Genomic DNA, 13,481 nt, shown 5'->3' with positions numbered 1-13,481 from the left:
ATTCCGCTCGACTTGCATGTATTAGGCATGCCGCCAGCGTTCGTCCTGAGCCAGGATCAAACTCTCCATAATAGAAGAAAATGAATAGCTCATTTCTTGCTGACTAAGGAGGAATCAAATTCCTCCCCCGAATCCGAAGATTCTAGTGTGTGTTTTTTTCGTCCGACCAAAGCCGACTTACTAGAAACGTTTTGCTTAAGTGCGTTAGCACTCTCGCTGTATTTCATTGATGTTTTGCTGTTCAGTTTTCAAGGTTCATGTAGGAAGAATCAACTTGCATTCCTCATTTTATTTGTTGTCGTTGTTTCGGTGACAACTTTTATATCATAACATTTCGTTTCGTCCGTGTCAACAACTAAATTCAATTTCTTTTTTGTCGTTATTAATATATCGGAAACGCAACGTTTATAAATATATCATTCTATCTTACAAAACGCAAGACTTATTCCAAAATAGTTTTCATTTCACTTTCAAAAGCTCAAGGATGCGCCATTTCAAGCCTTTTTACTATTACATATGAAAAAAGTCTTCTATTCCAATACCTTTTCTATTGCAATATGACGATTTGTGGTGAGATCAAATATAGATCCATCCACACTTTTCTTTACCATTGGACGTAATCTTGCATCACGGTGAACGAATATAACTTCCCCCACCTCTCCATTAGTCAGTAGAACCTTTGTACCAATAGAAATATTTCCCACAAGATCATGCAATGCCTGGACAACTTTAATATCAAACTTCCCAAACTCTTCTTCTCTTATCATCTCTATTACTTTAAACGGAGACTGCTTTGAACGATGTATCCGTTCTGATGTCATGGCGTGGAAGACATCTGCAACTGCTAATATTTGTGAAAACACGGAAATTTGATTTACTTTCTCCCCGCGTGGATATCCGCTACCGTCAAGACGCTCATGGTGCTGGAAGATTGCCAATTTCATTTCTTGTCGCAAAAGGGGTGTATCTTGAATCATTTGATAACTATACAAAGTATGTTGCTTTACCTCATGGAATTCATCCTTTGTAAGGTATGCTGCTTTTTCCGTAACCGCCACATCAATTTTAGCCATTCCACAATCTGCAAGTGCGCCGGCAAGTCCAAGCTGTAAGGTTTGTCCTTTTGGGAATCCCATTTGTCTGCTGATGGCAGAAGCCAGTATTCCGACACCCATTGAATGATGATATGTGTAGTCTTTAATATTTGAAAACCCGTTTAATAATAGTAACATTTTTTTCTGCTCAATAAACGTCTCTAATAGAGGTATTACTATAGAACGAACCTTTGCTATATCCGGACGTACACCTGCTCGCCAGCCGAAAAACTCCTTTTTATAGTTATGAACCGCATCAATGTATCGTGTTTGCAAATCTGACTTTTTTATTGGTATTTTCGCGAGCACTTCATCGGGATCCACTGGACCTTCGTTATCATCATATGCATCTTCTCTTTTGACGACAAGACGTTCTTCGACTTTTACCCTTTTCACTCCGAATGCATTTAAAACATTTATATGCTCTAGTGAGAGCTCTGTATCTTTTCTTAGAATAGGATAGATAGTATTTACGAATATGTTTTCACTTGCAATTATTCCCGGGCGCAGATCACTTGTTTTAACAAAGATTTCCGTCATCAATGATACCCACTTTCACCTTATAGTTCTTTCTATCATACTCTAACTATTTAAATTAAACGATAAGATAATAAGCGGTGTAAAAAAAAGGTTATTGAAATAGGTATTTAACCCATTTCAATAACCTCTTTACTTAAGACTCGCTATCTTCGTCGTTTTCCTCATCAGAAGATAATTCGTGGTCTTCATTATTTTCAGAAGGGACTTCTTTCTCTTCAACATTACTGTCGTTGAGTTCTTCTTCTTCTTCTTCTTCTTTCACCACTTTTGCAACAGTTGCAACAAGTTCATCTTCTCCTAGGCGGATTAAACGTACTCCCTGCGTACTGCGTCCAATAACAGAAATGTCATCGATGTCCATACGGATCAGGATGCCATGTATAGTGATAAGCATTAAATCTTCAGTACCATCCACTGTCTTCATCGCAACGAGAAGACCGTTGCGCTCTGTTACATTAAGCGTCTTCAGACCATACCCGCCGCGTGTTTGAATACGATATTCAACTTCAGGCGTACGTTTTCCGAATCCTTTTTCTGTAACGACTAGGATTTCGTCTCCTTCATTCACCGTATCCATACCGATTACAATATCGCCTTCTCTTAGACGGATACCACGGACTCCGCCCGCTATCCGACCCATAGAACGAATATCTGTCTCATTGAACTTGATTAACATACCATCCTTTGTACCAATGGAAATATTCTCATCGCCTTTAGTCATTTTGACGCCAATGAGTTCATCATCACCTCGAAGGGTAAGTGCAATCAATCCATTTGAACGGATATTAGCAAATTCGGAAACAGGTGTACGTTTAACAATTCCGTTACGAGTTGAGAAGAATAAGTATTTGTCATCCTCAAATACATCTACAGGAATCATGGCTGTTACTTTCTCATCTTTATCGACACCTAACAAATTAATAATAGGTAATCCTTTTGCAGTCCGACTATATTCAGGTACTTGATAGCCTTTCGTACGGAATACCCGTCCTCTGCTTGTGAAGAATAAGATAGTATCGTGCGTCGACGTATTCAATAAATGTTCAACGAAGTCATCGTCATTCGTGCCCATCCCTTGTATACCGCGACCACCACGACGCTGACTGCGGTACGTATTAGCAGGCAAACGTTTGATGTAACCATTATGTGTAAGTGTTAATACTGAGTTTTCAACTGGGATAAGATCTTCATCCTCGAACATTTCAGCCCCACCCAGTGTAATTTCCGTTCTGCGTTTATCTTCAAAACGAATTTTCACTTCAAGCAATTCCTCACGAATAATCTCAAGCAGTTTTGATTCATCTGCAAGAATCGCACGGAGTTCTGACATAAGGAGTTGCAATGCTTCATATTCACTTTCAATTTTGTCACGCTCAAGCCCTGTCAAACGTTGAAGTCGCATATCAAGGATAGCCTGCGCTTGACGATCAGATAAGTTAAATTGATCCATCAATCCTGTTTTCGCTTCATCTGTTGTTTTAGATCCACGAATAAGGGCGATGATTCTATCAATATTATCAAGTGCTATACGTAGACCTTCTAAAATATGAGCGCGATCTTCTGCTTTTTTCAAGTCGTACTGAGTACGTCTACGGATGACAACTTTTTGGTGTTCAAGGTAATGGAACAAAATTTCCTTTAATGCGAGGACTTTTGGTTGACCATCAACGAGCGCTAACATGTTGACACCGAAGCTAGATTGCAATGCTGTTTGTTTATACAGATTGTTTAACAGTACGTTTGCATTTGCGTCACGACGTACTTCCATGACTATTCGCATGCCGGTACGATCCGATTCATCGCGCAGGTCAGTAATACCATCAATTTTCTTTTCACGTACTAGTTCAGCAATTTTTTCAATCAGGCGTGCCTTGTTTACCTGGAATGGCAACTCATGTACAAGGATTGTTTCCCTGCCATTTGACTGCTGTTCAATTTCGACTCTACCGCGAATGATAACTGAACCCCGTCCTGTTTCATAAGCTCTTCTGATTCCGCTACGACCAAGAATGATCCCGCCAGTTGGAAAGTCTGGCCCAGGGATAATTTCCAGCAATTCTTCGGTTGTAATCGCAGGATTGTCAGCAAGTGCAAGGACAGCATCAATTGTTTCTCCAAGATGATGTGGAGGAATATTCGTGGCCATTCCTACCGCAATTCCAGTTGTCCCGTTGACGAGTAAGTTCGGATATCGGCTTGGGAGAACGATCGGCTCTCTCTCTTGTCCATCATAGTTATCTTGGTAATCAACAGTGTCTTTATTAATGTCCCGGAGAAGTTCCATTGCAATACGCGACATACGAGATTCCGTATACCGCATTGCAGCTGCACCATCACCATCGACAGAACCAAAGTTACCATGACCGTCGACAAGCATGTAACGGTAGTTGAAATCCTGAGCCATCCGTACCATCGTGTCATATACAGCACTATCGCCATGAGGATGATACTTACCGATGACGTCTCCGACAATACGTGCGGATTTCTTATGCGGTTTATCAGCGGTATTTCCGAGATCCTGCATTGCATATAGAATACGGCGATGGACCGGCTTTAAACCATCCCTCACATCGGGGAGCGCACGTGAAACGATGACACTCATTGCATAATCAAGAAACGATGTCTTCATTTCTGTACTAATGTTAATCCCCTTAACACCACGTTGCGGCATATCTGCCATGTTTGTTAGGCTCCTTTCAACTCAAAAATCCTTAAGAAAAGATAGTTCAATTACCTGAGTATACATGTTGAAATAAAAGAATCCCATTGAATTCGCTACGGGATTCCTCCCATCCTAAGCCAAGCAACTTGCGCCACAAGTCTTAGGGTTTTGGCTATCCTCTGTAAGGCGCCTTCACTCAGTTTTTATAGGTATTCATTTGTTCAATATATAGCGTTTTTTCATTTCAACTAATCAATCACGTATCTATATTTTTCACATACATTGCATTCTCTTCTATAAATTTGCGCCGTGGTTCGACTTCGTCTCCCATAAGTTGCTGGAATGTCGAATCAGCGTCAAACGCATCTTCAAGATGAACTTGTAGGAGTGTACGCTGATCAGGATCCATTGTAGTATCCCATAGTTGTGTTGCATCCATTTCCCCTAATCCTTTATAGCGGGTAATGACTGGTTTCGGCATCGGTGAAAGCCGGCTGAAGATTTCTTGAAGCTCTTCCTCTGTGTAGCAATACTCTTCAGTTTTCCCTTGTTTTACACGGTAAAGAGGCGGTTGGGCAATGTAAACATAGCCTGCTTCGATAAGTGGCCGCATGAATCGGAAGAAGAAGGTTAAAAGAAGAGTACGAATATGTGCACCGTCGACATCGGCATCGGTCATAATAACAAGTTTATGATAGCGTGCTTTTGAAAGATCGAATTCTTCTCCGATACCTGTACCAAGTGCCGTAATCATTGCACGGATTTCTAAGTTACCTAAAATACGGTCAAGACGTGCTTTTTCAACGTTCAAGATTTTTCCTCGAAGCGGAAGAATTGCTTGGAAGTGACGGTCGCGTCCCATTTTAGCTGAACCGCCCGCCGAGTCACCTTCAACGATATACAGTTCACTTATAGCTGGGTCACGTGAGGAACAGTCTGCCAGTTTCCCCGGAAGACTAGATACTTCAAGCACTGATTTCCGGCGTGTGAATTCACGCGCATTTTTTGCAGCAAGACGTGCCCGTGCTGCCATAAGACTTTTATCAATGATTTGACGTGCCGTTGTCGGATTTTCAAGCAAGAATCGTTGGAATCCTTCTGAAAACAATGAGTTAGTGATCGTACTAACTTCAGAGTTACCCAGTTTTGTCTTCGTCTGTCCCTCAAACTGCGGATCCGGGTGTTTAATCGAAATGATGGCCGTTAATCCTTCACGTACGTCATCACCGGACAAATTCGGATCAGCCTCTTTCAGCACGCCGTTCTTACGAGAATAATCGTTAATAACGCGTGTCAGTGCTGTCTTAAAGCCTGATTCATGTGTACCGCCCTCGTAGGTATTGATATTGTTGGCGAATGAAAACAGATTTTCTGCATAACCGCTATTATATTGCATAGCGATTTCAATCGAAATTCCGTCTTTTTCACCTTCAAGGTAAATTGGTTCATCATGAATAGGTTCTTTGTTTTTATTCAAGTGTTCGACGTACGACTTGATGCCGCCTTCGTAGTAATAGATGTCGCTCCGTTCTTCTTCGCCGCGCTCATCAGTAATCGTAATCCGCAGACCACGGTTTAGATATGCAAGCTCACGAAGACGGTTTGCCAAAATCTCATACTCATATACTGTTGTTTCTGTGAATATTTCCGGGTCTGCCTTAAAACGGATTCTTGTTCCAGTTTTATCAGTTTCATCAGTTTTACCGATTACACAAAGTTCTTTTGACACAGCACCACGTTCAAACTCGATGAAATGAACTTCTCCGTCACGTCTAACATAGACTTCAGTCTTTTCGGATAGTGCATTCACGACAGATGCACCAACTCCGTGCAAACCACCAGAAACTTTATAGCCTCCACCGCCAAATTTACCTCCAGCGTGAAGTACAGTCATAATAACTTCCACAGCAGGTCGACCCGTGGATTCCTGAGTACCAACTGGAATGCCGCGACCATTATCATCGACTCGGACCCAATCATCCTTTTCTATCGTCACTTCGATATGGTCGCAGTAGCCTGCTAGTGCTTCGTCAATACTATTGTCAACAATTTCCCATACAAGATGGTGAAGTCCTCTAGAACTTGTTGTCCCGATATACATACCTGGACGTTTGCGGACAGCTTCCAGTCCTTCTAAGACTTGGATTTGATTTTCATCATATGCCACCTGCATATCTTTCTCTTCCATTGCCAAACTGTTCACCTTCCCTTTCCGAACGTCTAACATTTGTATTGCCAGTGTCTATTTTAAGGGATAAGTCAATCCTCTTTCTTAGCCACTTCACCTGCTGCAACTTCGAATATGTTTGCCTGACGAATTGTTTCGTGGTCAATCCCTGCTACGTTCGTCGTCGTGACGATTGTTTGCACTTCCCCTTGAATTGTGTTCAAAAGGTGTGATTGCCGGTAATCATCAAGTTCAGACAAGACATCATCAAGAAGCAGGACGGGTGCTTCTCCAACTTCTTGCTTTACAAGTTCTATTTCCGCAAGTTTAAGGGACAGCGCCGTTGTCCGCTGCTGCCCCTGCGATCCATACGTTTGTATATCGTACCCGTTAACGAAAAAATGAAGATCATCTCTATGTGGTCCTATCAGGGTCATACCGCGATCTAGTTCACGGCGTCTCGCTTCAAGTAATCGTTGACCGAGTATCGACTGCATTTGTTCCACAGTCTGTCCGGAATCAAGCTCTTTTAGTGTCCCATAAGAAACTTGAAGAGTTTCAATGCCGCGAGAGATTCCATTATGAATTGGTTCTGCCCATTTTTGTAAAAGTTCCATGAAATAAAACCTTTTACGAATAATCTGGACGGCTACTTGAATATACTGCTCTGTATAAATATCAAACATGACATCGTTAAGATTTAATTTTCCCCTATTGTCTTTTAAGATAGCATTACGCTGTTTAAGTACTTTTTGAAATGTTAAAAGATCATGTAAATAGGTTGGGGAAATTTGGCCGATTTCCATATCTAAAAATCGTCTTCTCACCTGGGGGCTACCTTTTACAAGATTTAAATCTTCGGGGGCAAACATGACAACATTCAATTGACCAATGTACAAGCTAAGACGTTTCTGTTCAAGATGATTGACACGCGCTTTCTTGCCTTTTTTTGAAATGGTCAATTCTAATGGCAGTCGTCCATATTTACGTTTTATGTCCCCTTCTATTTTACCATATTCTTGGTCCCAGCGTATTAATTCACGATCATTCGAAGTTCTATGCGATTTTGCCATAGATAGAACGTAAATTGCTTCCATGATGTTAGTTTTTCCTTGAGCATTTTCACCAATTAACACATTAATATTTGGAGAAAATGAGAGGTCGAGTGATCCATAATTCCGGTAATCCGTTAATGCAAGTCGTTCAATATGCATCCGTTTGACCGTCGTGTAGTTCAATTACTTTATATGTGCCGACATTGGGAATCTTAACAACATCTCCGTCACGAAGCTTTTTACCTCGTCGTTGTTCCTCCTCACCATTGACGTAGACAATGTATTCATCCAAAAACCATTTAGCCATACCGCCTGAACTGATTGTATTTGTCATTTTTAATAATTGTCCTAGAGTGATGAACTCTGTATCGATTGTAAGATTTTCCATGGGGTCTCAACCTTTCGCAAGTTAGTCTGTCTTTCTATTTTAGCTGACTTTCGGCAGTAAGTAAAAAGGATAGTCAAATAAGTGACTATCCTTCGAGATTCAGTATGTCCGTACAGGGAGAATAAGTTGCAAGATTGAATCGTCATCAACCGATTTCAAGATGAAAGGTCGCATAGCTCCTGTAAATTGAATGGTTATGTCTTGCCCATCAATTGCTTTCAATGCATCCATCATATATTTAGCACTGAATGAGATGTTCAATTCTTCTCCAATCACGCCAATTGCCTCTACCAATTCCTCTACCTTACCTACTTCAGGTGAATTAGAAGAGATTTCAATGACTTTTCCTTCATTGGCGGAGAAACGAACAATATTATTCCGTTCTTCGCGTGCAAGGAGCGAAGCCCTGTCAATTGCCTGAAGAAGAAGGCGACCATTCACCGTCACCGACGTTTTATATTCTAACGGGATAAGACGGGAAGTATCAGGATAATTACCTTCTAGCAGACGCGAATAAAATAACACGCCACGTGTTTTGAATAACACTTGTTGATCTGCAATGACGATATCCACAAGTTCACCGTTATCAGGCAAAATTTTATTCAATTCTTGAAGACTTTTTCCGGGGATAACTACACTGAACGGAACGTCTGGCATTTCTTCAGGTATCGTCAGTCTTCTTGCCAATCTATGACTGTCAGTAGCGATACAGGCGAGTCCACCATCTTTCGCTTCCCATAGGACTCCTGTTAATACCGGTCTAGTTTCTTGTTGAGACACGGCAAAAACTGTTTCACGAATGATTGATTTCATCAGATCCGATGGCAATGAAAATAGATATTCATCTTTTACTTCTGGAAGAATCGGATAGTCTTCCGGATCTAATCCAATTAGATGGAATTCAGACTTACCAGATTGAATATGTGTTTGGAGTCCATTCGCAACTTCAATTATTACTTGATTCGTTGGGAGTTTACGTACGATCTCACTAAAAACTTTTGCTTGTAGTACGATACTACCTTTTTCGACAACGCGTATAATTTGTTCGCCATTATCTTCGGCTGGAATGAATGTACAAATAGTAATATCAGAATCACTTCCTGTTAATGTGACTCCACTTTCATTCACTTCGATTTTGATACCAGTCAAAATCGGAGTTGCAACTTTTTGACTGATAGCTTTCATAACATCGCTTAATCCATCAAGCAGCTTGTCTCTCATAATTTCAAATTTCATTCTGTACCCTCGCTTAGTATATATATTATTAATGATTAATAAAGTAGTAGTAATAGTAGTAGGGGCTGTGGATATGTGGGTAAGTCCATTTTCCCTTGACGCCTACACGTTTTCCACATGTGTATAACGTGTTTGTAGGTGTGCACCTCTTATTATATGTTATGCACAGTGTTAACCTCTGCCAAGAACATTACGAATATCTTGAACATCTTGTTGCAGAGATTGATCGTCTTTTAACATTTGTCTAATCTTCTCATGCGCATGAATAACAGTTGAATGATCTCGTCCACCAAATTCAGATCCGATTTTAGGTAGGGAGAAATCGGTGAGTTCTCTGGAAAGGAACATGGCAATTTGTCGAGGAAATGCGATCGCTCTAGTTCTTTTCTTTGCAGTGAAATCTTCTAGACGTATATCAAAGTGGTCTCCGACTGCTTTTTTGATGTCGAGAATCGTTACAGTCCGAGGTCTCGAATTTGGAATGATATCTTTCAATGCCTCCGCAGCAAGATCTGTATTGATATCTGAATTAACGAGTGATGAATAGGCAACAACGCGTATAAGAGCCCCTTCTAGTTCACGTATGTTTGAATCAATTTGGTTGGCAATGTACAGCATGACTTCATTTGGAATATCAACGAGGCCATCCGCTTTTGCCTTTTTACGTAAAATTGCAATGCGCGTTTCCAAGTCCGGAGGTGCTATATCTGTAATAAGACCCCACTCAAAGCGTGATCTAAGCCTGTCTTCAAGGGTAGGGATCTCTTTTGGAGGTCGGTCACTTGAAATGACAATCTGTTTCGATTCCTCGTGAAGCGTATTGAATGTATGGAAAAACTCTTCTTGCGTTTGTTCTTTTCCAGCAAGGAATTGAATATCATCTATTAGGAGCACGTCTACATTCCGATAACGATTACGGAATTCGACTGCTTTATTATCGCGAATTGAGTTGATAAATTCATTCGTAAACTTCTCTGATGAAAGATACATGACTTTTGCTGATGGGTTCTGTTCGAGTACATAGTGACCAATTGCATGCATTAAGTGTGTTTTTCCGAGCCCGACGCCCCCATAGATAAACAGCGGATTATAGGCTTTTGCCGGTGCTTCAGCAACAGCAAGTGATGCTGCATGGGCAAAACGGTTTCCTGAACCAATGACGAACGTGTCGAACGTATATTTTAGATTGAGCATTCCAGGTGCCGATGTTACTGGAACCTTTTCTATTGGTTTCACAGTGGGTTTAGGTAACATGAAATCATTTTCTTCCATGTTTTTAGGGACAACAAACTGAATGATCCGGTCTTCACCAGTCAATTCGGATAGAATTCCTGTTATAAGATGTACATAGTGATTTTCAAGCCAATCTTTGGCAAATGAGTTAGGTGCAGCTATGGTGACATTCTCTTCGCCATAAGACATCAATTTTGTCGCCTTAAGCCAAGTTTCAAAACTGGGTCTTGAAATCTTCTGCTCAACCTTCGACAAAACTTCCATCCATAATTCTTCTAAGTGTTCCAAACGTGTGCCTCCTTTGCAATGAAAATAAAAAACCCGAGGATATGTATTATACACAGTTTTCCACCGTGTGGATAACAATTATGCAAAAATGTTGAAAAAATTATCCACAATGTATTAACAACTGTGGATAAGAAAATTGCTATAAAATTATGTGCACAACAAATTCATCTCATTGTAACAGGAAATGCTATCGATTACAAGGACTCTCGAGCCTTATCCACAGTGCGAGCAGATGTGGATATAATATTTATCCACAGGTCTTAGTATGTTGGGAAGGTGTCGATAAGCATTGTGCATAAAAAAATCCCGAAAAAGACTATCCACATCGCTATTGAAAAGAAGTGATGGAAACGGTGGATAACTTATTTGGGTGAAATTCGATAAACTATAATAGCCTAAATTACCGTTGAATAGGAAAGGGTTGACTTTTACCATGGAAATCCGATATACTAATCTAGACTGTCACAGCAATAAATAGACAATCAATGCAGGAGGTGTCTTAAAGATGAAACGTACTTACCAACCAAATAAACGTAAGCGTAGTAAAGTTCACGGTTTTCGTGAAAGAATGAGCTCGAAAAGCGGACGCAGAATTCTTGCAGCTCGTCGTCGCAAAGGAAGAAAAGTCCTATCAGCATAAGGCCACTGACATTTCAGTGGTCTTTTTTCTTGTTTATTAATGAAGAACTATAATTATAGATGACGGAGCAGGTGTATTATATGAATAGACGTCAACGAATAAAGAAAAACGAGGAATTCCAAGAAGTCTTCAAAAAAGGGAAGTCGTTTGCTAATCGCCAATTTGTTGTATATTCCTATAGGAAGGAAGATCAGCCAGAATTCAGAATTGGTCTGTCCGTCAGCAAAAAAGTAGGTAATGCAGTCGCCCGAAATAGGATCAAACGGTATTTACGACAGTCCTTCCTGGAAGTGAAAGACGAACTGCGGAACGATATGGATTATGTCATCATCGCCAGACATCAGGCGGCCACATTAGATTTTCACGAAACGAAGAAAAGTTTGCAGCACGTCCTGCGTATTTCTCGTGTCTTAAAGAAGTAGAAGGAAGTAAATGAACGTGATAAACTGTTAGTATTGGTCGATAGGGCCTTTTATATTGAAGAAGATAAGATTTGGGGGAACTGATTTGAAAAAGAAATTAGCGCTAGTCCTCATGCTGACAGCATTGTCAGTATTTCTTGCAGGATGTTCGGAGTTCCAAGAACCAATTTACGAGAGCAGTGAAGGATTTTGGAACAAATTTGTTGTTTGGCCGTTAGTTTCTCTTATAACGACATTTAAAGACATATTAGGAACATACGGGTACGGAATTGTCGCAGTTACAATTATCATTCGACTTGTCTTGCTTCCATTAATGATCAAACAGACGCAGAGTTCAAAACGGATGCAGGAAATCCAGCCTGAACTGAAAGCACTCAAAGAGAAGTACAAATCAAAAGATGCGGTTACACAACAAAAGTACCGTGAAGAAATGCAAAAAATTATGTCAGAACGTAAAATTAATCCGGCGGCAGGTTGTTTACCAGTCCTCATCCAGATGCCAATCCTATTTGGCTTCTATCATGCCATCAGCCGAATGAATGTCACATACGATATTGGAGATTTCTTATGGTTTGAACTTGCAGCACCAAGTATTACACTTGCTGTTTTAGCTGGAGCCATGCAGTTCATCGTTCTTCGTACAGGTCCTGCAATGGACAACCCGCAGATGAAAATAATGATGTATATCATGCCATTCATGATTATGATCTTTGGTTCATTCTTGCCGGCAGCACTTTCATTGTATTGGGTGATCGGTAATATCATTTCAATTATCCAAAACATCTTCATTTACAAACCATTTAAGAAAAAAGAAGTGGAACTTGTAAAAGTGGGAGGGAAACGGAAATGACAAAGATGACGCGAAGGGGAACCACGGTTGAATTAGCGATTTCATCAGCATTAGCATCACTTGGCGTTATGCGTGATGAAGTAGAAGTCGAAGTGATCAATCAGGGGAAAAAAGGATTTCTGGGTTTCGGTGCAAAAGAAGCTGAAGTGACCGTGACTATCGTAAATTTTGAAGAACCTTCCGTCTCTGAAGAGGTATCGGTGCCTGAAGAAACCGAACCTATAATGGAAATTCAACCATTTGAGGTAGAAGTCGTAGTTGAATCCGATGAAACACTTGTAGAAAACGAAGAAATCCAAATTGAAGGATTGTCTGATGAAGTAGCAATTGCGGAAACAGAACACTATTTAAAAATGATTGCAACCAATATGGGTATCGATGATATTAAAATCAGCCATGAAGTTGCCGGTAAATATGTTACTTTCCAAATGGAAAGCGCAAAAGCAGCGTTGCTGATTGGAAAACGCGGACAAACACTAAACGCACTCCAGCAGTTATCGCAACTTGTAACGAACAAATCCTCAAATCAATTTAAGGTTGTCCGAGTAGATGTAGGTGATTATCGGGAGCGTCGTGAACAATCGTTGGAACAACTAGCCGAACGGATGGCCGATAAAGCAGTCCGTACCGGCAAAAAAATTCAACTTGAACCAATGGCTTCCTATGAAAGGAAAGTTATTCATAACGCTTTATCACGAAGACTAGATATTGAAACGTATTCAGAAGGATCTGATCCTTACAGGTATCTAGTCATCGAATCCATTAGGTAAAAAGAGTCCCGCAAAGACGAACCCTGTCTCTGTGGGACTTTTTTGTATTAATTGGGAATGCCACTTAACTTATCCACATTTTTTAAATTGCGACATTAGGAGGATGCGCGAATTTGTGATAATATATTATGTTAGA

11 protein-coding genes and 1 rRNA gene are annotated in these 13,481 nt (G+C 40.5%); 4 read left to right on the top strand and 8 right to left on the bottom strand.

Translation table 11 applies throughout. From position 1 onward, the window contains the following. The 8 genes from FQ087_RS17915 to dnaA all read right to left on the bottom strand — a co-directional run. A 16S ribosomal RNA gene (locus FQ087_RS17915) occupies window positions 1-72 on the bottom strand; the annotation flags it as partial. Between the two features lie 458 nt (window positions 73-530). Beyond that, entirely contained in the window at window positions 531-1,634 is a 1,104-nt protein-coding gene (locus FQ087_RS17910) for an HD-GYP domain-containing protein (RefSeq protein WP_149581944.1), read from the bottom strand. Between the two features lie 133 nt (window positions 1,635-1,767). Beyond that, on the bottom strand, window positions 1,768-4,314 hold the full coding sequence (gene gyrA, locus FQ087_RS17905; RefSeq protein WP_149581943.1) for a DNA gyrase subunit A: 2,547 nt from the start codon (window positions 4,312-4,314) through the stop codon (window positions 1,768-1,770). A gap of 238 nt (window positions 4,315-4,552) precedes the next feature. Further along, window positions 4,553-6,484, bottom strand: a complete 1,932-nt coding sequence (gene gyrB / locus FQ087_RS17900) for a DNA topoisomerase (ATP-hydrolyzing) subunit B (RefSeq protein WP_149581977.1) — start codon at window positions 6,482-6,484, stop codon at window positions 4,553-4,555. Between the two features lie 71 nt (window positions 6,485-6,555). Further along, a complete protein-coding gene (gene recF, locus FQ087_RS17895; RefSeq protein WP_149581942.1) occupies window positions 6,556-7,677 on the bottom strand; it encodes a DNA replication/repair protein RecF in 1,122 nt (373 codons plus the stop codon). Further along, window positions 7,667-7,906 carry a S4 domain-containing protein YaaA gene (yaaA, locus tag FQ087_RS17890; RefSeq protein WP_149581941.1) on the bottom strand — a complete coding sequence of 80 codons (240 nt, stop codon included), beginning with the start codon at window positions 7,904-7,906 and terminating at the stop codon, window positions 7,667-7,669. Before yaaA ends, recF begins: the two co-directional genes overlap by 11 nt. 99 nt (window positions 7,907-8,005) lie before the next feature. Further along, window positions 8,006-9,142, bottom strand: a complete 1,137-nt coding sequence (gene dnaN, locus FQ087_RS17885; RefSeq protein ID WP_149581940.1) for a DNA polymerase III subunit beta — start codon at window positions 9,140-9,142, stop codon at window positions 8,006-8,008. 171 nt (window positions 9,143-9,313) lie between these two features. Continuing rightward, window positions 9,314-10,663 carry a chromosomal replication initiator protein DnaA gene (dnaA, locus tag FQ087_RS17880; protein WP_149581939.1) on the bottom strand — a complete coding sequence of 450 codons (1,350 nt, stop codon included), beginning with the start codon at window positions 10,661-10,663 and terminating at the stop codon, window positions 9,314-9,316. Between the two features lie 505 nt (window positions 10,664-11,168). Here dnaA and rpmH point away from each other — a divergent pair. From rpmH to jag, 4 genes are all read left to right on the top strand, one after another. Next, on the top strand, window positions 11,169-11,303 hold the full coding sequence (gene rpmH / locus FQ087_RS17875) for a 50S ribosomal protein L34 (RefSeq protein WP_149581938.1): 135 nt from the start codon (window positions 11,169-11,171) through the stop codon (window positions 11,301-11,303). Window positions 11,304-11,383: 80 nt separating this feature from the next. Then, the gene (rnpA, locus tag FQ087_RS17870) at window positions 11,384-11,725 is read left to right on the top strand and encodes a ribonuclease P protein component (protein WP_149581937.1); all 342 of its coding nucleotides are present in this window, start codon (window positions 11,384-11,386) and stop codon (window positions 11,723-11,725) included. 85 nt (window positions 11,726-11,810) lie between these two features. Beyond that, window positions 11,811-12,575, top strand: coding sequence for a membrane protein insertase YidC (yidC, locus tag FQ087_RS17865; protein ID WP_149581936.1), 765 nt, complete (start codon window positions 11,811-11,813; stop codon window positions 12,573-12,575). After that, a complete protein-coding gene (jag, locus tag FQ087_RS17860) occupies window positions 12,572-13,345 on the top strand; it encodes an RNA-binding cell elongation regulator Jag/EloR (RefSeq protein WP_149581935.1) in 774 nt (257 codons plus the stop codon). The genes yidC and jag overlap by 4 nt, the downstream gene beginning before the upstream one ends. Window positions 13,346-13,481: the final 136 nt, after the last annotated feature.

The sequence above is a fragment of the Sporosarcina sp. ANT_H38 genome (assembly GCF_008369195.1).
Taxonomy (GTDB): Bacteria; Bacillota; Bacilli; order Bacillales_A; family Planococcaceae; genus Sporosarcina.
This window is presented reverse-complemented; position numbering and strand designations above follow the sequence as displayed.